Consider the following 20,745-nt stretch of genomic DNA (forward strand, 5'->3'; position numbering starts at 1 on the left):
TCAGACCCCGGGGGCCGAGCGGATCACTCCCGCTGCCACCGCCGCGCCGAGGGCGACGTGGTCCGTGGTGGTCTGGTCGGCGTACTTCAGGGCGAAGCCGGTGACGGCGCGGTCGAAGGTGTCGGCGGTGCCCAGGTAGGAGGCGATGGCGATGCGGTCGCCGGAGCGGGCGTGGGCACGGGCCAGGGCGGTGCCGCACAGCCGGGCGTAGTCGAGCAGCCCGCCCGGGGACATCCCGGCGACGTCGGCGGTGCCCTTCATGTCGCGCAGCTGGCGCCAGTAGAAGGCGCGGCCCTGGGGACCGGTCATCCAGCCCAGGAAGATGTCGCTCGCCGCCTGGAGCATCCGCTGACCCGCGACGACACGGTGCCCGGGGTGGACGTACGGCCCGGTGGGCAGATGCTCCTCCAGCACCGACTTCTGGGCCTCCTTGATCTGCAGGAACAGTGGGTCGTCGGAGTTCCGCCCGGCCAGCAGCACGATGAAGCACCGGGTGCCGACGCTGCCGACGCCGACGACCTTGCGGGCGGCGTCCACGAAGCGGTAGCGGTCCAGCAGGAGGCGGCGCTCCTCGGAGAGGGTGGAGCGGTAGTCGCTGAAGATCTTGCGCAAGGAGGCCTCGTCGGCGGCGCCGGCGGGTTCGAGGATCGGCGGGTCGTGGACGATGCGCCGCCGCCCGTCGACCACCTCCGTGAGCTTTCCGACGGCCTGGAGGCTGGTACGGCGGCGGGCGCGGGTGAGGCTGGCCTGTGCCCTGCCGCGCCGCCGGGCACAGCGCAGCAGAGGCACCAGGCTCTCGGCGTCGATGCGCTCGTACCAGACGGCCAGTTCACCGAGCCGGGCCAGCCGTCGCATGGACGTGCGGTAGGCGGCGACGGCGGCCAGGACCGCCCGGTGGACCTTCGCCTCGGGGTGCCCGTTCTCGCGCCCGGCCACCGCGACGGACGCGGCGAGCCGTTTGACGTCCCACTCGAACGGACCGGGGAACGTCTCGTCGAAGTCGTTGAGGTCGAAGAGCAGCGCCCGCTCCGGGGAGGCGTACACCCCGAAGTTGAGCAGATGGGCGTCGCCGCACAGTTGCACGGTGAGCCCGGTGTTGGGCTGCGCGGCGAGGTCGGCGGCCATGACGGCGGCCGCGCCGCGCAGGAAGGCGAACGGCGAGCCGGACATCCGCCCGTACCGGATCGGCAGCAGTTCGGGCAGCCGGTCCCGGCCCTGCCTCTCCAGTACGGCGACGGGGTCGGGCCGGTCGACGGGCGGCAGCCAGTCGGCGTGGGCGGAGCGGGTGACGCGTTTGCGGGCGGCCTTGCCGCGGTCCACGCGGTCTGCCGGGGTGGTCATGCGGCGCGCCCCTTCCTCCGGTTCCGGTCACCTCCTGATCGCAGTGAAGGACGGAACGGCGGCGCCCGCACGCCGGGGACGGCGGTCCGGGTGACCGTGTCCCGCTGTCAGTGGCATGAGCGAGGATGCACCCAGGCGGCATCGGCGGCGGACGACGGGTGGAGGCCGGCATGGACGACGGCGGACGGCGGCACATCGGCACGGAGGAGCGACGGGCCCGGCTCGCCCTGCGGCACCGACTGGCCGGTACGGCACGGGCGGCGGGCCCCGAAGCTGTCGCCGAAGCACTGGTCGCGCTGCACGGCACGGACCCGGCGACGGTGTACCTCGCCGTGGCCGCGCGGCTCGCGGAGCCGGTCAAGGCGGTGCCGGAGACGGAACGGGCGCTGTACGAGGACCGCACGCTGGTGCGGATGCACGGCATGCGGCACACGGTGTTCGTGTTCCCGGCCGACCTGACCGCCGTGGTCCACGCGTCGACGGGCCTGATGGTCGCGGCGCGCGAGCGGGCCTCGCTCCTCAAGGACATGGCCAAGGCGGGCGCTCCGGACGCTGCCTGGCTGGCGGAGGTCGAGGCGTCGGCGCTGTCCGCCCTGGCCCGGCGCGGCCAGGCGACGGCGGCGGAACTGGCGGCCGACGAGCCGCGCTTGCGCGAGCAGTTCGTGTACGCGGCCGGGAAGAGCTACGAGGGCGTCCACACCGTCTCGACGCGGCTGCTGAGGGTGCTGGGCGTGGAGGGCAAGGTGGTCCGCGGCCGCCCCCTCGGCTCCTGGACGTCGAGCCAGTTCCGCTGGGCGGTGGCACCGGAACACCCCGAACTGGACGAGGCCGGGGCCCAGTCGGAACTGCTGCGCCGCTGGCTCGAGGCGTGCGGCCCGGCTACGGAGGCGGACCTGAAGTGGTGGACGGGGTGGCGGGTGACGGAGGTCCGCCGGGCGCTGACGACGATCGGGGCGCAGACGGTGTCTCTGGACGAGGGCACGACGGGCTTCGTGACGAGGGACGACACCGAGCCGGTCAGCGACCCCGGGGAACCCTGGGCGGCCCTCCTCCCCGCCCTGGACCCGACGGCGATGGCCTGGCAGCACCGCGACTGGTATCTCGCCCCGGAACTACGGCCCCAGCTCTTCGACCGCAGCGGCAATGTGGGACCGACGGTGTGGTGGAACGGTCGGGTGGTCGGGGGGTGGGCGCAGCGCGGGGACGGGGAGATCGTATGGCGGGTGCTGGACCCGACGGCGGGCCGCGAGGCGGAACCGACCGTCGCGGCCGAGGCGGAACGCCTGCGGAGAGTCCTGGCGGAGGCGAGGGTGACGCCACGCTTCAGAACGCCGCTGGAGAAGGAACTGTCGGCCTGAGGAGGGGAATCCACTCGGCTCGGGCCGACATCCCCGGTCGGTCCGGCGTTCGAGGACGAGGCCGTTCAGGCCGAAAGCGGGGCCCGGGGGCGGCAGCCCCCGGACACGAGCACCGACGCCGGGTGCCCGGCGGACACGGGGCACCCGGCGCCACGGCTCACCGCGTATAACGCATCAGCGCCCGCACCATGTGGCACGTGGTGTCCGACGGCGGATGCACACCGATCCGCCGGGCCGTGCTGCGGATCGTCTCGTTGCGGGCCTGGTTCGGGACGTACACGCCGGAGTCGAGCAGGGCTATGGCCAGGCGCATGGCCTTGAGCCGGCGGTTGTGCGTGACGTACCACTCGCGCGGCCGCCCGGCCGGCAGCGGACGCTTCGCCACGGGCGCGTACGGGAGATCGAGCTGGACGGGTCGCTTCGCGGTGGACTGGGTGGGCAGCGGCTTCGGCTTCAGTGCGGCAGCGGGCACGGGCATCCTCCTGTCGCGGTCAGGACGTCGTACGGAACTTCCGCCGACGCCCTCGAACACTGCTTCCAGTTTACTGCCCGGCACTGACATCCAGGGAGCCCGCAGGACACGTCAAAGGTCCAGGTGAGCAAGGGAATTGTCGAGGTGTCACACCAGATCCGCGAGGGGCGCGTGAGACGGCGGGAAATTCGAACAGACCCGGTGGTGAGCACGGCGCGGCCCCCGGTCCGCCACCCATCTGGGAAGCCGGCCGAGCCGAGCAAGTGGCCCAGTCACCTGCCTCAGAAATGGCCCACATGGATGGGCCTTCTCGCGCATACGGTGGAGATCACGGCGAGAACCGGGCCGGGCGGCCGCGAGGCGGAGACAGTCTCGGGGGACGCCGGTCCCCAGGAGAACGAGGAACCCATGACCGAGCACCGCCCAGTGGTGAGCAGCGGAAGTGCGGCGACGGCCCGCACGGCCCGCACGGCCCTCGACGATCTCGTGGTGCCGGACACCGCCGCTTCGGCCGCCGCCCTGGAAGTGGCATCCGCCTACCAGTCCCCCGCCCTGCTCAACCATGCCGTACGCGCCTACGTGTGGGCGGCGGCCCACGGCACGGCACACGGCATCCGGTTCGACGCGGAACTGCTGTATGTGGCCGCGATGTTCCACGACATCGGTCTGGTGCCGGAGTTCGACAGTCACACCGTCTCGTTCGAGGAGGCCGCCGGCCATGTGGCACGGGTTTTCGCGGCCGGTGCGCAGTGGCCGGCGGAGCGCCGCGAACGCCTGGCAGAAGTGATCGTCAGGCACATGTGGCCCGAGGTGGACGTGTCCGTGGATCCCGAGGGGCACCTGCTGTCCCGCTCGACGGCCCTCGAGATCGTGGGCAGGAACGTGGACGACTTCAGCCCCGCCTTCCGGGCCGTGGTGCTCGAACGCCATCCCCGGCTGGGTCTCGCCACGGAGTTCCTGGCGTGCTTCCAGGCCCAGGCGGAGCGCAAGACGGACAGTTCCGCCGCACATGCGGTACGGTCCCGCCTCGAGGTAAGGATGGCGGCGAACCCGCTGGACCACGCCGCCTCCTCTTCACCGGCCGCCGGAGACTGAACTCCGCGGGCGGCTACCGTGTCCCCATGGAGATCTGGATCAATCCGGCCTGTTCCAAGTGCCGCAGCGCTCTCACCCTCCTCGATGCCGAGGGTGCCGACTACACCGTGCGCCGCTACCTGGAGGACGTGCCGAGCGCGGACGAGATCAGGGGCGTGCTCGACCGTCTCGGACTCGAGCCGTGGGACATCACCCGTACCCAGGAAGCCGCCGCCAAGGAGCTGGGCCTGAAGGAGTGGCCCCGCGACGACGCCTCCCGTGAACGGTGGATCGGCGCCCTCGCCGAGCACCCGAAGCTGATCCAGCGGCCCATCATCACCGCGGACGACGGTTCGGCCGTCGTCGCCCGTACCGATGAGGCCGTACGCGACGCCCTCTCCCGGAAGTGACCCCAACTCCCGCGTGACCCACGTCACTTCAGTGACTGCTGTAACCGCTGAGTAACCCCGTTCGGCATCTCGTACATAGCGACGTACGCTCCCCCACCTCTTCAGGAGGCGCGCATGTCGCACAGGAGAACTCTCAATACGAAGAAGAAGATCGGGCTGCTGGTCACCGCCGCCGCGGTGGCGGGCGGCGGGGCCTTCGCCCTGGCGGCCACCTCGAACGCCGCGCAGAGTCCGCAGAGCGCCCAGCCGCTGTCCGCCGCGAACTCGACCGTCTGCCAGGGGCTGGCGACCGCCCTCGGCAACAACGGGAAGTTCATCGAGGGCCAGCGGGCCGCGCCGGACGCGCAGTCCGAGGCGCGGATCGCCAACCGCGAGGCGGTCATCGAGCAGATCAAGGTCCAGCAGAAGGCGGCCGGTTGCGTCGTTGGGGAGTCGGCTCAGGGCTCCCAGGGGACGCAGCCCGCCCAGAACGGACAGCAGGGACAGCAAGGTCAGCAGTCCGCGCCGCCCGCCCAGAGCGGTGGCGGTGCCGCCGCCTCCGGGCAGCAGGTCTGCAACGGCTCCACCGTCACGCTCTCCGGCGAGGCCGGCGCCCCCGCCGCGTCCAGCAACCAGTTCCCGGCAGGGACCACGCTGAAGGTCACCAACCTGGACAACGACAAGTCCACGACCGTGAAGGTGACCTCCGTCTCCGGCAGTTGCGTCCTGCTCAACAACGCCGCCTTCGAACAGGTCCGGGAGCCCGGCAAGTTCCTGATCCGGCGTGTGCTGATCGAGAAGGTGGGGTGAGACTCAGCCGTCGAGAAACGCGGTGAGGCGGTCGGCGAGGCCCGTGGGTGCCGCCTGGGGCAACGCGTGGTGCGAGACGTCCGGGAGAACGGCCGTCTCCACGCGCGGCAGCACCCGGGCCGCCTCGGCCGCCACCCGGTACGTGTCAACGGTCCTGCTGTTCCCGGCCAGGAGCAGCAGGACCGGCGTGTTCAGACCCCGCAGCGCGTCCGGTGCGGGGCGGGGACCGGTGATCGGCTTCTCCGCGGGAAAGCCCGCAGCCGCCTCCTGGAGGCTCAGCCAGTCCGGGTCCAGGGGCGCTCCCCCGGTCTCCCACGTCAGGAGGGCGCGGACGCGGGACGGCGTGGGCCGTAGCAGCATCGGCAGGGCGTGCAGCAGGTACGCCGTCTTGAACCCGGCGAAGCACTGGGTCGGGTCCAGGAGGAACAGACGGCGTACGCGGGCGGGCGCGTGCAGCGCGTAGTGCAGGGCGATCCAGGCGCCGTACGAGTGCCCGCCCAGGTCCGTGTCCCCGGCTCCCAGGGCGGCGAGCAGCGCGTCCAGCCAGGCCGTCAGGTCCGTGACCGTACGAAGGCCGCCCCGCGCGCTGCGGCCCGGCACGCCGGGCAGGTCCGCCGCGAGGACGCGGCGGGTGCGGGCCAGGTCGGCGGCCTGGGCGTACCAGGACGCCGAGGTCGCCCCTCCCCCGCCCGGCAGAAGGAGCAGTGGGGGCGCCTCGCGCGGGCCACAGGCGTTGACGTACGTGTCGCCGAAGGGCGTGGGCACGGTGAGCGCCTCGCGGTCGGCGGGCCACTTGGCCATGACCTTGTCGTACGCAACGCGGAAGGCGTCTGGGTCGTACACGTTCATGGAAACCCCCTATTATCTCGTTGAGCGAGATACACGCTAACCGAGATGATAGCCCGACGAGAGGCAGGAGACGCATGCCCGCTCCCGAGATGGAGATCGTCCACCTGCTGCGCGCGGTAGCCGTCGAACTCGGCCTGCACAGCGCCCGGTTCGCGAGCCGCAACGGCATGCACCCGACGGACGTCCGCGCCCTGATCACGCTGATGGACGCCCGGCGGGCCGGCGAGGAGATGACCGCCGGGCGGCTCGGCGCCGCGCTCGGGCTCAACTCGGCCGGGACCACGGCGCTGGTGGACCGGCTGGAGCGGGCGGGTCATGTGCGGCGGGTGCGGGGCGAGGGGGACCGGCGGAAGGTCCTCGTCGAGGTGGACGAGCGTGCCGTGGCGCTCGGGCAGGCGTACTTCGGGCCGCTGATCGACCGGTCGGTGGAGCTGCTGCGCGGGTACGACGAGCGTGAACTGGCCGCTGTCCGGAGCTTCCTGCGCGGGGTGCGGGACGCCGCCGGTCGAGAGGGCGAGTGATCTTCCCTACCCCGCCGGATGGGTCCTCACAATGTGAGCCGCGGCACAGAACGGCCAGGTAACAAGGGGTTCACAAACGGGCAATGATCGGGAAATCGCCTGTTGACAGGCTGCCGGGCATCACCGAGCGGCGCCCCAGTGCCGCAGCGCCGCAGCACCCGCAAGTGCACCCAGACACACCCCGAAGGATGTGGCCCGTGAGCTTCAAGGCTGAGTACATCTGGATCGACGGCACCGAGCCGACGGCCAAGCTGCGTTCGAAGACGAAGATCCTCGCCGACGACGCCAAGGGTGCCGAGCTGCCGGGCTGGGGCTTCGACGGGTCCTCCACCAACCAGGCCAAGGGTCACGCCTCGGACCGTGTGCTCAAGCCGGTCTTCTCCTGCCCGGACCCGATCCGCGGCGGTGACGACGTCCTCGTCCTGTGCGAGGTCCTGAACACCGACTTCACCCCGCACGCGTCCAATACGCGTGCCCCGCTGGCCGAGGTCGCCGAGAAGTTCGCCGCGCAGGAGCCGATCTTCGGCATCGAGCAGGAGTACACGTTCTTCGACGGCTCCCGTCCGCTGGGCTTCCCCGAGGGCGGCTTCCCGGCTCCGCAGGGCGGCTACTACTGCGGTGTCGGCGCCGACGAGATCTTCGGCCGTGAGATCGTCGAGGCACACCTGGAGAACTGCCTGAAGGCGGGTCTGGGTCTGTCCGGCATCAACGCCGAGGTCATGCCGGGCCAGTGGGAGTTCCAGGTCGGCCCGCTGTCCCCGCTGGAGGTCTCCGACCAGCTGTGGGTGGCCCGCTGGCTGCTCTACCGCACCGCCGAGGACTTCGGCGTCTCCGCGACCCTCGACCCGAAGCCGGTCAAGGGCGACTGGAACGGCGCGGGCGCGCACACCAACTTCTCCACCAAGGCGATGCGCGAGGGCTACGACGCGATCATCACCGCGTGCGAGTCGCTCGGTGAGGGCTCCAAGCCGCTCGACCACGTCAAGAACTACGGCGCCGGCATCGACGACCGCCTGACGGGCCTGCACGAGACCGCCCCGTGGAACGAGTACTCGTACGGCGTCTCCGACCGCGGCGCCTCGGTGCGTATCCCGTGGCAGGTCGAGAAGGACGGCAAGGGCTACATCGAGGACCGCCGCCCCAACGCCAACGTCGACCCGTACGTGGTGACCCGCCTCCTGGTCGACACCTGCTGCTCCGCGCTGGAGAAGGCCGGCCAGGTCTGATCCACGCCAAGGCTCCCCGAGAGGCGTCCACCGCCGCGGTGGGCGCCCTCGCGTCGTCGGTGGGGCGTGTCGGGGTGGGGCATGGAGATCGATCAGGTCCTGGCCGTCAAGGGCGACACGCAGAGCCGGCAGACGCACCCCACATCCCTGACGTGTTCGCCCAGGTGTGGCACGAGGAGGGCGGGGACCACCGGCTGAGCACCGCCGCGGCGAGGACGAGTTCTCCGGTACGGCCCTCACGGATCCGGGCCGGGTGGCGGACCTCCTGACCGGCTGGGCGCGACAGCGGGACGGCCGGACGAGGGCGTGACCTGGGAGCCGGTGGGCCTCGGGCCGCACGAGGAGGTGCCCGGCCTGCCAGACGAGGTGCGCGAGAAGGTCGAGGACCGCGTACGGCTGTCGCCGCGCTGCGGTTACGACTCCCGGAAGGAGCCGGCCGAGACCGCCGAGGACCATCCGGTCGACGGGGACGAGCGACCGGTGTCGGGAGCCCAGGCCCGGCAGGTGGTGGACCGGCTGTGGCTCGAGCGGATGGCCGAGCAGGAGACCTGGGAGGGGGCGACCGACCCGAGCGGCCGGCGCTCGCCTTCGGGGCGCTGGAGGAGACCGGCATCACGGCCCCGGGAGCACTTCACCTGCTGCCGTGGCAGTGGAACGGCGGAGATCGGCGCGGAGCGCGAGGGTATCCGTGGGTTCGTCTTCTTCCACCGGCAGGCCACGGAACGCCGCCGAGGACACGGGCTGAGCCTCTGCTACGGCGGGTTCGACGGCTCGGCCGCGACCACGACGGCCGTCGGTCACGAGGTCGTGGCGGCATTCACCGGCGCCGGGCTGTCCGCAGTGTGGGACGGCGATCCGGAGCGGGCGATCGAGCTCACGCCCCTGGACTGGCGCAAACGCCTGGTGGGGCGAGCCGCGCGACGCGGAATCCGTCCCGGCGAAGCGTCCGAGCAGTGGGAGGAGGCTCCTGTTGCGGGGCCGTGTCTGCTTCAATGGGCACATGGTCAGTTTCCAGAGGTGCACCGCGACAGGTCGCCATGACCTCGAGCCCTTCTGGCCTTCCCGTCAGCACCACGACTTCGACCGGGTGTGTTGCCGCGCGACGAACGCGCCGGCCCTCTAAAGCCGTACACCCCGGTCTTCGGCCGGCGCGACACGACGTACGTCCCTCGACGGGCCCCGACACGCATCGCGGCCGTCGTCCTTCCCGACGAACCTCTCGCGCGAAAGAGCTGACGTCTCATGGCGACCACTCGTCCCCTCTCCACCGCCGACCCCCGCACCGTCCCCGCCCGGCACCGGCTGCGCGCCGTCGCCCGGGACGAGGTCGTGGACGTCGCGGACTTCCTGCCGCCGGGTGCCACCTGGCTGCCCGCGCCGCCGCACACCCTGCCCACCCTGCCCGGCCAGCCGCCGATGGTCGGCTACCTGGTGCTGGTCCCGGCGGACCAGCGGCCGCCGTTCCTGCCGGTGGCGGTGCCCGACCGGGCCGAGGAAACGCCGGCCGGCGCCCACGACCCGCTGATCCACATCGACTCCGGGCAACGCACCGTGCGCGTCGAAAACCGCGAACTCGACCTCACCTACCTCGAGTTCGAGCTGCTCGCCCATCTGGTGGCGCATCCGAACCGGGTGCACACGCGGGACCAGCTGGTCGCCACGGTGTGGGGCTACGGGCACGTGGGGGACGGCCGCACGGTCGACGTCCACATCGCCCGGCTGCGCCGCAAGCTGGGCGTGGAGCACCGCAAGGTGATCCAGACGATCCGCCGTGTCGGCTACAAGTACGCGCCGCCGGCCGGACGCTGAGCCCCGCTCTCTGCCCTCGGCAGAGGACGGTTCCCTCCCGCGGCCCGGCCGTGCACGATCACCGACATGAGACTTCTGGTGCTGGGCGGTACGGAGTTCGTGGGGCGGGCCGTCGTCGAGGCGGCGGTGCGGCGCGGCTGGGAGGTGACCGTCTTCCACCGGGGACGGCACCGACCCCCGCCGGGCGTACGGGCGTTGCACGGTGACCGCACCGCCCCGGACGGGCTCGCCGCGCTCGCCGGGGACGACGCGTGGGACGCCGTGGTCGACACCTGGTCGGCCGCGCCCCGCGCCGTGCGGGAGACGGCGCGGCTGCTGCGGGGCCGCGCCGGACGGTACGTCCACGTGTCGAGCCGGTCGGTGTACGCCTTTCCGCCGACCGGCGACAGGGCCCTGGTCGAGGGTGCGTCGGCCGGCGCGGAGCAGACCGATTACGCGCTCGACAAGCGGGGCGGTGAGCTGGCCGCCGTCGAGTCCTTCGGCACGGACCGCGCGCTGCTGGTGCGGGCCGGGCTGATCCTCGGGCCGTACGAGAACGTGGGACGGCTGCCGTGGTGGCTGACCCGGATCGCGCGCGGCGGCCCGGTGCTCGCGCCGGGGCCGCGCGAACTGCGCCTGCAGTACATCGACGTGCGCGACCTCGCCGAGTGGACCCTCGGCGCGATCGAGCGCGGTCTCGGCGGGCCGTACGACCTCGTCTCCCCGCCCGGGCACACCACCATGGGCGCCTTCCTCGAGGCGTGCGTGGCGATCACCGGCGGCCGCGCCGAGCTGCGCTGGACCGATCCGGACGTGGTCCTCGGCGCGGGCATCGAGCCGTGGACCCAACTGCCCGTGTGGGTACCGCCGGACAGCGATCTGTTCGACGCCCTGCACACCTCGGACGTGTCGCGGGCGCTGGCGACGGGGCTGACCTGCCGGGCCGTCGAGGAGACCGTCGCGGACACCTGGGCCTGGCTGCAAAACCTCGGCGGCGTCGCGCCACAGCGGCCGGACCGCACGAGCAAGGGGCTTGATCCGGAGGTCGAGGCGAAGGTGCTGGGACTGACCGGGGGTGTACCTGACACCACCCCCTGACCGGGGCCTTCGCCCCGTGACCGGCCCGCGCCGATCGGCGAGACTGGCGCCATGAGCATCGACACCAAGACCGGCGGACCACTGTCGGGAATACGGATCCGGGAGGTCGTCCTGGCCGCCGGACGAGGGTTCGTCCTGGCCCTTGCGCTGCTGCCGACGGCCATCGTCTGTTTCACGCTGACCGCCGTGTCCATCGGGCTGATCCCGGCCGGGATCGGACTCGTCACCACGCCGTGGATACTCACCAGGGTGCGGATGTTCGCGAACTGGCGGCGGGTGCTCGCGGCCGAGTGGTGCGGGGTGCGCATCCCGGCGGCCTACCGGCCCGTCCCGGCCGGTGCCAAACCCTGGACGCGTACCGTCCTGATGCTCGGCGACCCCGCGACCTGGCGGGACGTGCGCTGGCTGCTGGTCGACATGACCGCCGGGTTCTTCACCGCGCTGCTGCCCGCTGTGCTGCTCTTCTACCCGCTCGAGGGGTACGCCCTCGCGGCCGGGCTGTGGCGGGTGATCGTGGACGCCACCGGCGACACCTACTGGTACGGCTTCGTCCCCGTCGCCGGCCAGGCCACCGCCCTCGGTGCGGCCGCCCTGGGCACCGCGATCCTGGTGGTCGCCCTGCGTGTCAACCCGCACCTGCTGACCGCCCACTTCCGGCTCACCCGGGCCGTGCTGGGCGCGGGTGAGGGCGAACTGGCCGAGCGGGTCCGCGTACTGACCGAGACGCGGCGCGACGCCGTCGACACCTCGGCCGCCGAACTGCGCCGCATCGAGCGGGACCTGCACGACGGGGCGCAGGCCCGGCTGGTCGCCATGGGCATGGACCTCGGCACCGTCGAGATGCTCCTGGAGAAGGACCCGGCGCAGGCCAGGCAGTTGCTCGCACAGGCCCGCCGCAACTCCGCCGACGCCCTCGACGAGCTGCGCGACCTGGTCCGCGGCATCCACCCGCCGGTCCTGGCCGAGCGCGGACTGGGCGACGCCGTACGGGCACTGGCACTGCGGCTGCCCACGCCCACGGAGGTGACCGTGGAGCTGCCCGGCCGCGCGGACGCGCCGGTGGAGTCGGCCGCCTACTTCGCGGTCAGCGAGGTGCTCACCAACGCGGTCAAGCACTCCGGCGCCGACCGGATCTGGGCCGACCTGCACCACGCCGACGGAATGCTGCGGATCACGGTGACCGACAACGGCCGCGGCGGCGCCGGGATCGGAGCCGGTTCCGGGCTGGCCGGGGTCGAGCGTCGGCTCGGTACATTCGACGGTGTCCTGGCCGTCAGCAGCCCCGCGGGCGGTCCCACCATGGTGACCATGGAGATTCCGTGCGCGTTGTCCTAGCCGAAGACCTGTTCCTGCTGCGCGACGGACTGGTCCGGATGCTGGAGGCCTACGACTTCGAGATCGCGGCGGCCGTCGAGACCGGCCCCGAACTTGCGCGTGCGCTCGCCGAGTTGGAGCCGGACGTGGCCGTGGTCGACGTCCGGCTGCCCCCGACGCACACCGACGAGGGCCTGCAGTGCGCCCTGCAGGCCCGCCGGGACCGTCCGGGGCTGCCGGTGCTGGTCCTGTCGCAGCACGTGGAGCAGCTGTACGCACGGGAGTTGCTGGCCGACGGCACCGGCGGGGTGGGCTATCTGCTGAAGGACCGGGTGTTCGACGCCGAGCAGTTCGTCGACGCCGTACGACGCGTGGCGGCGGGCGGTACGGCGATGGATCCGCAGGTGATCCAGCAGCTGTTGTCCCGGCGGGCCGGCGGCGGGCAGCCGCTCGGGAGGCTGACACCGCGCGAGCTGGAGGTGCTGGAGCTGATGGCGCAGGGCCGGTCGAACGCGGCCATCGCCACGCAACTCGTCGTCACGGAACGGGCGATCGCCAAACACACCTCCAACATCTTCGCCAAACTGGGACTCGAGGTGTCGGACGACGACAATCGGCGCGTCCTTGCGGTGCTCGCCTACCTCGACCGCGACCGGTGAGACTCGGTGCGCGGGGTACCCGTACCCCACAACTTCCGTTCCTGAAGAGGAGGTTGCGGCGCGGTACCGCGTGAGAGGCCGACAGAAATCAGTGGGTCGGCTGAACGCCCCTGCGTCGGCGTCCGTATGAGAGGGCGCCGCTTCACTTCGGCGGGGTTGCCTCTATGGCGTGCCCCGAGGAAGTCAGCGGAGTTCCGTGACTCCGCTCCCCCATCCGCAGAAGGGGGGCTTCCAACCCGAAGGTTGCGGTCCGGCCCGAACCGATCTCTTGTGGGACAAACGGACACCGGCAGACGACCGGGACGCGACTACCCCACCAGCTGAACCTGGTGGTGCTCTCGCTAGGAGACTGATGGGACGCAACACACGAAAACGCCGTACGCCGCTGGCCACCAAGGCCATAGCCGCATCGGCGGCCCTAGCGCTCGGTGGGGGCGGGCTGATCTGGGCGAACTTCTACGCGTCTGCGCACGAGTCCGACTCGGCGCAGAACTACACGAAGGCCGCCGGTACACAGGTGGCCACCATCGACTGCCCGGACGTCGGCCAGAAGCTGACCGACGTGCCAAACCAGGCACGCACCGACGTGGACGGTGAACTGGCCAATCTCGACCGCCAGATCACCGAGGCCTACCAGCGACTGGCGACCACCCGCGACGCGCAGGCGAGGGACGCGAGCTTCGTCCAGAACTCCATCCTGCAGCCGCTGAAGGAACGCCGGGCGGTGATCATCGACCGCATCAAGCTCGAGATCACCCGGGTCGGCGGGACCTCGCCCAGTGGTCTGGAGACCCTGGCCGGGTGCACCGGCAGCGGCGCCGACCAGACCAGCGCGGGCGGCGGGCAGAACACCGGTGGTCAGCAGACGCCGGGCGGCGACACGGCCGGCCCGAGCGCGAGCGCCAGTGCCGGTGGCGGCGCGGGCGCCGGTCAGGACAACGGCGGCGGCCAGCAGGCGAGCAACGGCGGCCAGGCCGGCAACGGCCCCGCGGCGGCCGATTTCGTCGACATCACGAGGGTCAGCGCCGACGTCGCGGCGAAGCCGCGCGCGAACCGCAACGCCTCGACCGGTTCGTTCACCACCCGCTGCGGGGTCAACGCCAACAAGAACCACAACACCGACAACGTGATCGTGGCGCCCGGCGTGACCAACGGCGCGCACCATCTGCACGACTACGTCGGCAACCAGAAGATCAACGCGTTCTCCAGCAACGACACGTTCCTGCAGGGCGGGACCAGCTGCCAGAACAAGAACGACCTGTCGGCGTACTACTGGCCGGTGGTCCGCGTCCAGGACGGCACGCAGGACTTCGACCAGAACGCGGACGGCGGCGGCAAGGAGGGCAACGTCGGCCGGATCGTCGTGCCGTCGCAGGCCCAGATCAAGTACGTCGGCTCCCCGACCGGCAAGGTCGTCGCGATGCCGCAGTTCCTGCGCATCATCACCGGTGACGCCAAGGCCTTCACCAACGGCACGGCGAACGCCAACGCGCACTGGAGCTGCACCGGCTTCGAGAACAAGGTCCAGCTGACGGACAAGTACCCGATCTGCCCGCAGGGCAGCCAGGTGGTGCGGACGTTCGCCTTCCAGAGCTGCTGGGACGGGGCGAACACCGACAGCGCCAACCACCGTACGCACGTCGCTTTCGCCGACGCGAACGGCAACTGCCAGAACGGGTTCAAGGCGATCCCGCAGCTGACGATGCGCCTGGTGTACAGCGTGCCGCGGCCGAGCATCCAGAACGGCGTGGTGAAGAACGCCTACGCGGTGGACGGCTTCCCGGAGCAGCTGCACAAGCCGATCACGGACCACGACGACTTCATCGCGATCACGACGGGCGGCCTGGCGAACAGGATCGCCGGCTGCGTGAACCGTGGTCAGCGGTGTTAGTCACACCCCCCAGGTAAGCGGGCGGTGGGAATCTCCCACCGCCCGCTTCTCTTTGCCCTGCGGCCGGGTCAGCCGCCGTGGGCGTGGTGGTCGGCACCGGTCTCCAGGTCGCCGCCGAGCGTGCCGCGCAACGCCTTGACGACACCGTCGTCGCCGACGGCCACCCACTTGCGGCCGACCAGGTAGTAACCGCCGTAGTCCTTCGCGTCGTTGATCCACTCGCGCTGGCCGCGGTCGGTGGCGAAGGTGGCGAGGACGAACTTGCCGTCGCCGTTCTTGCAGATGGCCTGGCGGATCTCGTCGGCGTCGGTCTGGATGTCCGGCCGGCACTTCACCTCGGCGGCCAGGCTCTCCAGGCTGCCGGTGGCGGTGGGCGGCACCGCCTTCGCGTCGCCCCCGGAGCCGCAGCCCGCCAGGCCCAGTGCGGCCACGACACCCGTGGCGGCGAGCAGCGCGCTTCTCAACCTCATCTGTTCCTCCGGTCCTGGTGGGCGGACAGCATGCCGCACTGGAGCCCCGGCGTGGGGCCCCTCCCTTCGATACGGGCCGGGCGCGCGCGGCGCTCAAATCCCCTGCACGGGTGGGCACAGGCGTGCGACTGTGTGCCGGTGAACCGTGACTGGGAAGACCGCGTGACCGCCGCCTGGGCGGCCTTCGACGACTACGCCGAGGACGAGGCGGCCGAGTTCCGGGCCGTGATCGACGCGCTCGTGGCCGAACTGCCCGAGGACAGCCCGCTGGGCCTCTTCGAGCGGGCCTGCGCCTGGGACTCGACCGGCCACTCGGACCGCGCCGTGCCGCTGTACCAGGAGGCTCTGGCACGCGGCCTGGAGGGTTACAAGGGGCGTCGCGCCAAGATCCAGCTCTCCAGCTCGCTGCGGAACACCGGCCGTGCGGAGGAGGGCGTGAAGCTGCTCACCCCGGAACTGGACGGCGCGTCCGACGAGCTGGACGACGCGGTGCGCGCCTGTCTGGCCCTGTGCCTGTCCAGCCTCGGCCGCGACCGCGAGGGCCTGTCCCTCGTCCTCGAAGCCCTGGCGTCTCATCTGCCGCGGTACCAGCGGTCGATGGCCGCCTACGCACGGGCTCTGGTCGAACCGTCCGACTGAGCCGACAGGCGCACCGGTGACCAACCGGCCGCTCGCTCGTTCTCACGGACGTGCAGTCACAGGATGCAGCCCAGCTTCGCGCGCCCGTCTCCCATGCGGCCGTCGGCGCGGTGGTCGATGTCGAGCAGGCCGGGGCCGCGCTCGTCGAGCACTATCCGCGGCTGGCCCGGCTCGCCTATCTCGTGCTGCCGCCGGGCCTCGGCCGCAGCCGACGCGTCCTGACCGCGCATGCCCTCACCCAGCGCGCACTGCCGAGGGGGCGCGGCAAGATGCCCTCGATCCCGGCCCAGTCGTCCGGGCGGGACGGCGACCCGGGGTACGCCTTCGTACGGCTCCAGGTCGTACGGACGGCTCTGGAGGCGGGCCTGCCGCTGCGGCGCACGGGGTGGCCCAAGCGGGCCCAGCTGCCGCCGCTGCTCCCCCAGGTCTGGGGCCTGAGGCTGTTCCCGCGCTCGGGCGGCGCCGACGAACTCGCCCTGGACCAGCGCCTCGCGGCCCTCACCGGCCCGGCCCGCGCCGCCTACGTCCTGCGCGGCCTGGAGCGGCTTCCCGACACCGACGTGCGCCGGGTGCTGACCGCCGCCGGGGTCGAGTACCCGGACTCCGCGCTGGCGGAGGCGAACGGCATCCCCGCGCAGTACGGGCTGCTCGGCTCTCCCGAGTTCGACCCGTGCTCGCTGCAGGCCAGGCCCACCGATCTGATGCGGCGCAGGCAGCACACCAGGGCGGCGATCGCCGCGGCCGCCGCGCTCGCGGTGTGCGGCGTCCTGGTCACCCTGCCGGGCGGCGGCTGGGGCCCGGACGGCGCTGCCGCTCCCGCGTACGCGCAGAACCCGGCGGCCGAAGCGGCCCTGGATCCTGGCCGGTTGGTCCGGGTGGCGCCCACCGCCTGGAAGTCCGCGGCCCGCACCGACTTCTCCGTCTGGCCCGCCCGCGGCGCCCTCACCGGCGACTCCGCCCTGCTGCGCCGCGCCCTGGCGGTCTGGGCCCGCCCCGGTGAGCAGGTCCGTGTCTCGGCGACCCCCGGCACCCAGACCGGCGGTCCGGCCGGACCGCCCCAACTGCTGTACGCGGGCGAGGTCGACACCGCCCGCGTGGTGATCCTGTACGACGGTCTGCGCATCGCCCGCTACGCCGAGCCGACGAGCGGCGAGGCGGGCGCGGCCCTCGACTTCGCCCGCGTCGACGGTGCGACCGGTGCGAGCGCGAGCGCCCTCGTGCTGGGCCGCTCCGACGGCAACGTCCGCTATCTCACCGCTCCTTGGGTGACGAAGGCGGCCGAGCGGGACCTGCTGAAGCCCGGAGCGGGCGCGATGGACCTCGACCTGACCGGCGGGGTCACCGCCCCGCTGGGCAGCCCGGCGCTGCGCCCCGGCACCTGCACGTCGTGGAACGTGCTGCAGCTGACCGGCCCGTCCGGCACCCAGCTCTCCACCGACCTCGGCGAGCTGGTCCCGGCACATCTCACCACCGGCCGGCCCGGACAGGCCCACGAGACGTCCGGGGACGCGGCTCTGCGGACCTGGGCACCGTACGCCTGCTCGCTGTCGGCGTCGCGCGCGGCGGGTGTCAGCAGCGTCAACGCCTGGTCGTACGCCGACCAGGAGCTGCCGGAAGCGGGCGGCAGGGCGTCGTGGGTGTGCACCCGGGCCGAGACCTGGCGCGGCGAGGGCACGCTGTCGCTGGCCCAGTTCCACACGCCTGGCGGGCAGTACGGGGCGGTCGCGGCGAAGGGCGCCGACGTGACGGCGTGCGGTCCGCGCGATCCGCATGTGCTGGCCGGGGTGCTGTGGAAGTCCGGCCGGGGGTCCTGGTATCTGCTGGCCGCGGGCGGCAAGGACACCGCGTCCGTGCGCGCGACCGGCGGGATCAGCGCGTCCGCACGAGGCAACCTGCTCTCCGTACGGACCAAGCAGGGCGCGCAGGCGGAGCTCACGGGCACACTGGGCGACGGGTCGTCGCTGAGCGGGCTGAACTGACCGCACCGCGACCGGCCGCTTGTTGACACGAGCGTCAACAAGTCCGTGCACAGGGGTTTCCCCGGGACTTACCCGTCAGTACATTGACGCCATGTCTAACACGCATGCCCGGCCGTCGGAGTCCGAGCGCGTCGCCCTCAAGGCCCGCAAGGTGTCCTTCTCGTGGCAGGACACCCCGCTGCACTGGGTGCCCGACGACCCGTTCACCACGCACACCATCAACGTGCTCCACCTGCTCCTGCCCGCCGGTGAGCGGTGGTTCGTGCACGTCTACAAGCAGGTGCTCCCGCTCATCCGGGACGACCGGCTGCGCGAGGACGTCGTGGGGTTCATCGGGCAGGAGGCGATGCACTCCCAGGCCCACGACGAGGTGCTGCCGCACCTGCGCGAGCAGGGGCTGGACCCGACGCCGTACACCGCGCAGGTCGACTGGTTCTTCGAGAAGCTGCTCGGCGACCGTACTCTGCCGCCGGGCAGGGCCCGCAGATGGTGGCTGCTGGAGCGGGTGGCGCTCATCGCGGCCATCGAGCACTACACGGCGTTCCTCGGCGACTGGGTGCTGGGCGCCGAGGAACTGGACCGGCGCGGGGCCGATCCGACCATGCTGGACCTGCTGCGCTGGCACGGCGCCGAGGAGGTCGAGCACCGGTCCGTCGCCTTCGACCTGTTCATGCACGTCGACGGCGGCTACCGGCGCCGGGTGCGCACCTGGGCGACCGCCTTCACGGCGATCGTGTTCCTGTGGCAACGCGGGGCCCGCTTCTTCATGGAGAACGACCCCACGCTGGTCGACGGCAAGGCGAGCTTCAAGGACTTCTACGTCCGCGGCAGGCGCGGCACGCTGCCCGCCACCGGGGACATGCTCAGGTCCATCCCCCGCTATCTGAGCCGGAGTTACCACCCCTCACAGGAGGGCTCCACCGAGCAGGCGGTGGCCTATCTGGCGTCCTCGCCGGCCGCGCTCGCCGCCGAAGCCGCCGCCGAGCAGGGAGCCGTGTGATGCCGAGGCTCAGGACCGTCGTGCTCGTCGCGGGCGCCGCTCTGCTCACGCGGCAGGCGCTGCGGCGCCGTATCGAGCGCTCGCCGCTGTGGCCGATGCCCGCGCTGGACCCGCCGACCTCCGGACGGCCGCGGTCGCGGGCGCTCAGGCTGCCGGTCACCTCGCACGAGACGGTGGCCGACGGGGTCGTACGGCTGCGGCTGGAGGGGCACGACCTGCCGCGCTGGGAACCGGGCGCGCACCTCGACCTGGTGCTGCCGTCGGGGCTCGTGCGGCAGTACTCGCTGTGCGGGGACCCGGAGGACACCTCGTCGTACACGGTGGCCACGCGGCTGGTCGCGGACGGCCGGGGCGGCTCGCGCGAGGTGTACGAGCAGGTGACCGAGGGCATGGAGCTGGAGGTGCGGGGGCCGCGCAACCGGTTCCCGCTCGTCGAGGCGCCGGCGTACGTCTTCGTCGCCGGGGGCATCGGCATCACCCCGGTGCTGCCGATGCTGCGGGCGCTGCCGGAGGGCGCCGAGTGGCGGCTGCTGTTCGGCGGGCGGACGCGGGCGTCGATGCCGTTCCTGGAGGAGGTCGAGAAGCTGGCCGGGGACGGCCGGCTCACCGTCGTCGCGGGGGACGAGGCCGGACGGCCGGACCTGGACGGGCTGTTGACGGACCTGGCCGAGGGCACCGCCGTCTACTGCTGCGGTCCGGAAGGGCTGATGGCGGCGGTGGAGGAGCGGCTGCCCGAGACTGCCACGCTGCATCTGGAGCGGTTCGCGCCGCGTACGTCCGCCGGCGGAAATGCGGAGTTCGAGGTCGAACTGCGTCGCAGCGGGCGGACGTTGACGGTGCCGGCCGACTCCACGGTCCTCGCCGCGGTGCGGGCGGAGCTGCCGAACACGTCGTACTCCTGCGAGCAGGGGTTCTGCGGTACCTGCCAACAGCGGGTACTGGAGGGCGAGGTGGACCACCGGGACGAGCTGCTGACGGACTCCGAGCGGGGCGACTCGATGCTGATCTGTGTCTCGCGGTCCCGAAGTGAGCGGCTCGTCCTGGACATGTGAAGCGATCGGGTGAACACCGCCGCCGGTCCGGCCCGCTCAAGGGCCGGAATCGATCGGTAAGGTGTTCGCATGAGCACCGGGGTACGCCGCAGAATGGGAGTCGAGGAGCGACGGCAGCAGCTGATCGGCGTCGCCCTCGAACTCTTCAGCCGCCGCTCGCCGGACGAGGTCTCGATCGACGAGATAGCGTCGGCCGCGGGCATCTCACGGCCGCTGGTCTACCACTACTTCCCCGGCAAACTCAGCCTGTACGAGGCCGCGTTGAAGCGTGCTTCGGAGGATCTGGCGGGCCGGTTCATGGAGCCGCACGAGGGGCCGCTGGGTGCCCGGCTGGTGCGCGTGATGGGCCGGTTCTTCGATTTCGTGGAGGAACACGGGCCCGGTTTCTCGGCGTTGATGCGCGGCGGCCCGGCGGTGGGCTCGTCGGCTACGAACGCGCTCATCGACTCCGTGCGGCAGGCCGCGTATGTCCAGATCCTTTCGCATCTGGAGATCTCCGATCCGCCTCCGCGACTGGAACTGGTCGTCCGCTCGTGGATCTCGCTCGCCGAGTCGACCGCGCTGATCTGGCTGGACGGCCGCCGCGTCCCGCGCGCCGAGCTGGAGCGCCAGCTCGTGCACGACCTCGCGGCGCTCACCGCGGTCAGCGCCGCCCACGACGAGGAGATGGCCGACGTCCTGCGCGGCATGGTCAAGGACGAACCGGCCGACGGTACCTTCGGGGAACTCGTCGGCCGGCTCCTGTCCCTGGCGCCCTAGTAGGGCTTTGTTAGGTCCGGTGGTGGGGTTCGGGGGTTGGTGCGGGTTGGCCGCAT

At 72.0% G+C, this 20,745-nt stretch carries 21 protein-coding genes; 17 read left to right on the forward strand and 4 right to left on the reverse strand.

Annotation, left to right across the window (positions count from 1 at the left end; translation table 11 throughout):
• Positions 1 to 1,341: a DUF2252 domain-containing protein gene (locus tag IEZ19_RS34225; RefSeq protein ID WP_189315279.1), complete on the reverse strand. Its 1,341-nt coding sequence runs from the start codon at positions 1,339 to 1,341 to the stop codon at positions 1 to 3.
• Between the two features lie 170 nt (positions 1,342 to 1,511).
• On the opposite strand from IEZ19_RS34225, the gene IEZ19_RS34230 reads away from it, so the two are divergent.
• Positions 1,512 to 2,699, forward strand: coding sequence for a winged helix DNA-binding domain-containing protein (locus IEZ19_RS34230; RefSeq protein WP_189315280.1), 1,188 nt, complete (start codon positions 1,512 to 1,514; stop codon positions 2,697 to 2,699).
• 157 nt (positions 2,700 to 2,856) lie between these two features.
• Here IEZ19_RS34230 and IEZ19_RS34235 read toward each other — a convergent pair whose 3' ends face one another.
• Positions 2,857 to 3,171, reverse strand: a complete 315-nt coding sequence (locus IEZ19_RS34235) for a hypothetical protein (protein WP_189315281.1) — start codon at positions 3,169 to 3,171, stop codon at positions 2,857 to 2,859.
• Positions 3,172 to 3,579: 408 nt separating this feature from the next.
• Here IEZ19_RS34235 and IEZ19_RS34240 point away from each other — a divergent pair, with 408 nt between their 5' ends.
• The 3 genes from IEZ19_RS34240 (at position 3,580) to IEZ19_RS34250 (ending at position 5,444) form a co-directional block, all read left to right on the forward strand.
• Entirely contained in the window at positions 3,580 to 4,266 is a 687-nt protein-coding gene (locus IEZ19_RS34240) for an HD domain-containing protein (RefSeq protein WP_189315282.1), read from the forward strand.
• A 26-nt stretch (positions 4,267 to 4,292) separates the two neighbouring features.
• Positions 4,293 to 4,655 carry an arsenate reductase family protein gene (locus IEZ19_RS34245; protein ID WP_189315283.1) on the forward strand — a complete coding sequence of 121 codons (363 nt, stop codon included), beginning with the start codon at positions 4,293 to 4,295 and terminating at the stop codon, positions 4,653 to 4,655.
• A 114-nt stretch (positions 4,656 to 4,769) separates the two neighbouring features.
• On the forward strand, positions 4,770 to 5,444 hold the full coding sequence (locus IEZ19_RS34250) for an SCO2207 family protein (protein ID WP_189315284.1): 675 nt from the start codon (positions 4,770 to 4,772) through the stop codon (positions 5,442 to 5,444).
• A 3-nt stretch (positions 5,445 to 5,447) separates the two neighbouring features.
• Here the strand turns inward: IEZ19_RS34250 and IEZ19_RS34255 are convergent, their stop codons facing one another.
• On the reverse strand, positions 5,448 to 6,293 hold the full coding sequence (locus tag IEZ19_RS34255) for an alpha/beta fold hydrolase (RefSeq protein WP_189315285.1): 846 nt from the start codon (positions 6,291 to 6,293) through the stop codon (positions 5,448 to 5,450).
• Positions 6,294 to 6,367: 74 nt separating this feature from the next.
• Here IEZ19_RS34255 and IEZ19_RS34260 point away from each other — a divergent pair, with 74 nt between their 5' ends.
• From IEZ19_RS34260 to IEZ19_RS34295, 8 genes are all read left to right on the forward strand, one after another.
• Complete coding sequence (locus IEZ19_RS34260; RefSeq protein ID WP_189315286.1) at positions 6,368 to 6,814, forward strand: MarR family winged helix-turn-helix transcriptional regulator; 447 nt, start codon at positions 6,368 to 6,370, stop codon at positions 6,812 to 6,814.
• Positions 6,815 to 7,011: 197 nt separating this feature from the next.
• Entirely contained in the window at positions 7,012 to 8,040 is a 1,029-nt protein-coding gene (gene glnII / locus IEZ19_RS34265) for a glutamine synthetase (protein ID WP_189315287.1), read from the forward strand.
• Between the two features lie 306 nt (positions 8,041 to 8,346).
• Positions 8,347 to 9,081 (forward strand): DUF6891 domain-containing protein, encoded by a 735-nt coding sequence (locus tag IEZ19_RS34270; protein WP_189315288.1) that lies wholly within the window; start codon positions 8,347 to 8,349, stop codon positions 9,079 to 9,081.
• 201 nt (positions 9,082 to 9,282) lie between these two features.
• Entirely contained in the window at positions 9,283 to 9,849 is a 567-nt protein-coding gene (locus IEZ19_RS34275) for a winged helix-turn-helix domain-containing protein (protein ID WP_189315289.1), read from the forward strand.
• Between the two features lie 66 nt (positions 9,850 to 9,915).
• A complete protein-coding gene (locus IEZ19_RS34280) occupies positions 9,916 to 10,926 on the forward strand; it encodes an NAD-dependent epimerase/dehydratase family protein (protein WP_189315290.1) in 1,011 nt (336 codons plus the stop codon).
• 51 nt (positions 10,927 to 10,977) lie between these two features.
• Positions 10,978 to 12,261 (forward strand): sensor histidine kinase, encoded by a 1,284-nt coding sequence (locus IEZ19_RS34285; RefSeq protein ID WP_189315291.1) that lies wholly within the window; start codon positions 10,978 to 10,980, stop codon positions 12,259 to 12,261.
• The gene (locus IEZ19_RS34290; protein WP_189315292.1) at positions 12,246 to 12,899 is read left to right on the forward strand and encodes a LuxR C-terminal-related transcriptional regulator; all 654 of its coding nucleotides are present in this window, start codon (positions 12,246 to 12,248) and stop codon (positions 12,897 to 12,899) included. Before IEZ19_RS34285 ends, IEZ19_RS34290 begins: the two co-directional genes overlap by 16 nt.
• A 352-nt stretch (positions 12,900 to 13,251) precedes the next feature.
• The gene (locus tag IEZ19_RS34295) at positions 13,252 to 14,790 is read left to right on the forward strand and encodes a DUF1996 domain-containing protein (RefSeq protein ID WP_189315293.1); all 1,539 of its coding nucleotides are present in this window, start codon (positions 13,252 to 13,254) and stop codon (positions 14,788 to 14,790) included.
• 68 nt (positions 14,791 to 14,858) lie between these two features.
• On the opposite strand, the gene IEZ19_RS34300 is transcribed toward IEZ19_RS34295, so the two are convergent.
• Entirely contained in the window at positions 14,859 to 15,260 is a 402-nt protein-coding gene (locus IEZ19_RS34300; protein WP_189315294.1) for a hypothetical protein, read from the reverse strand.
• Between the two features lie 138 nt (positions 15,261 to 15,398).
• Here IEZ19_RS34300 and IEZ19_RS34305 point away from each other — a divergent pair, with 138 nt between their 5' ends.
• From IEZ19_RS34305 to IEZ19_RS34325, 5 genes are all read left to right on the forward strand, one after another.
• On the forward strand, positions 15,399 to 15,899 hold the full coding sequence (locus IEZ19_RS34305) for a tetratricopeptide repeat protein (protein WP_229841164.1): 501 nt from the start codon (positions 15,399 to 15,401) through the stop codon (positions 15,897 to 15,899).
• Positions 15,900 to 15,949: 50 nt separating this feature from the next.
• Positions 15,950 to 17,878 carry a hypothetical protein gene (locus tag IEZ19_RS34310; RefSeq protein ID WP_189315296.1) on the forward strand — a complete coding sequence of 643 codons (1,929 nt, stop codon included), beginning with the start codon at positions 15,950 to 15,952 and terminating at the stop codon, positions 17,876 to 17,878.
• Positions 17,879 to 17,969: 91 nt separating this feature from the next.
• Positions 17,970 to 18,878, forward strand: a complete 909-nt coding sequence (locus IEZ19_RS34315; RefSeq protein ID WP_189315297.1) for a metal-dependent hydrolase — start codon at positions 17,970 to 17,972, stop codon at positions 18,876 to 18,878.
• A complete protein-coding gene (locus IEZ19_RS34320; protein WP_189315298.1) occupies positions 18,878 to 19,930 on the forward strand; it encodes a PDR/VanB family oxidoreductase in 1,053 nt (350 codons plus the stop codon). Before IEZ19_RS34315 ends, IEZ19_RS34320 begins: the two co-directional genes overlap by 1 nt.
• 69 nt (positions 19,931 to 19,999) lie before the next feature.
• A complete protein-coding gene (locus IEZ19_RS34325; protein WP_189315299.1) occupies positions 20,000 to 20,689 on the forward strand; it encodes a TetR/AcrR family transcriptional regulator in 690 nt (229 codons plus the stop codon).
• The last annotated feature ends 56 nt before the right edge of the window (positions 20,690 to 20,745 follow it).

The sequence above is a fragment of the Streptomyces brasiliensis genome (genome assembly GCF_014647875.1).
Lineage (GTDB): Bacteria > Actinomycetota > Actinomycetes > Streptomycetales > Streptomycetaceae > Streptomyces > Streptomyces brasiliensis.

Coding starts and splice junctions, on each gene's coding strand:
- IEZ19_RS34320 (WP_189315298.1), top strand. CDS start 18,878: ATGCCGAGGCTCAGGACCGTCGTGCTCGTCGCGGGCGCCGCTCTGCTC.
- IEZ19_RS34245 (WP_189315283.1), top strand. CDS start 4,293: ATGGAGATCTGGATCAATCCGGCCTGTTCCAAGTGCCGCAGCGCTCTC.
- IEZ19_RS34230 (WP_189315280.1), top strand. CDS start 1,512: ATGGACGACGGCGGACGGCGGCACATCGGCACGGAGGAGCGACGGGCC.
- IEZ19_RS34255 (WP_189315285.1), bottom strand. CDS start 6,293: ATGAACGTGTACGACCCAGACGCCTTCCGCGTTGCGTACGACAAGGTC.
- IEZ19_RS34275 (WP_189315289.1), top strand. CDS start 9,283: ATGGCGACCACTCGTCCCCTCTCCACCGCCGACCCCCGCACCGTCCCC.
- IEZ19_RS34250 (WP_189315284.1), top strand. CDS start 4,770: ATGTCGCACAGGAGAACTCTCAATACGAAGAAGAAGATCGGGCTGCTG.
- IEZ19_RS34315 (WP_189315297.1), top strand. CDS start 17,970: ATGTCTAACACGCATGCCCGGCCGTCGGAGTCCGAGCGCGTCGCCCTC.
- IEZ19_RS34225 (WP_189315279.1), bottom strand. CDS start 1,341: ATGACCACCCCGGCAGACCGCGTGGACCGCGGCAAGGCCGCCCGCAAA.
- IEZ19_RS34325 (WP_189315299.1), top strand. CDS start 20,000: ATGAGCACCGGGGTACGCCGCAGAATGGGAGTCGAGGAGCGACGGCAG.
- IEZ19_RS34300 (WP_189315294.1), bottom strand. CDS start 15,260: ATGAGGTTGAGAAGCGCGCTGCTCGCCGCCACGGGTGTCGTGGCCGCA.
- IEZ19_RS34260 (WP_189315286.1), top strand. CDS start 6,368: ATGCCCGCTCCCGAGATGGAGATCGTCCACCTGCTGCGCGCGGTAGCC.
- IEZ19_RS34240 (WP_189315282.1), top strand. CDS start 3,580: ATGACCGAGCACCGCCCAGTGGTGAGCAGCGGAAGTGCGGCGACGGCC.
- IEZ19_RS34280 (WP_189315290.1), top strand. CDS start 9,916: ATGAGACTTCTGGTGCTGGGCGGTACGGAGTTCGTGGGGCGGGCCGTC.
- IEZ19_RS34285 (WP_189315291.1), top strand. CDS start 10,978: ATGAGCATCGACACCAAGACCGGCGGACCACTGTCGGGAATACGGATC.
- IEZ19_RS34295 (WP_189315293.1), top strand. CDS start 13,252: ATGGGACGCAACACACGAAAACGCCGTACGCCGCTGGCCACCAAGGCC.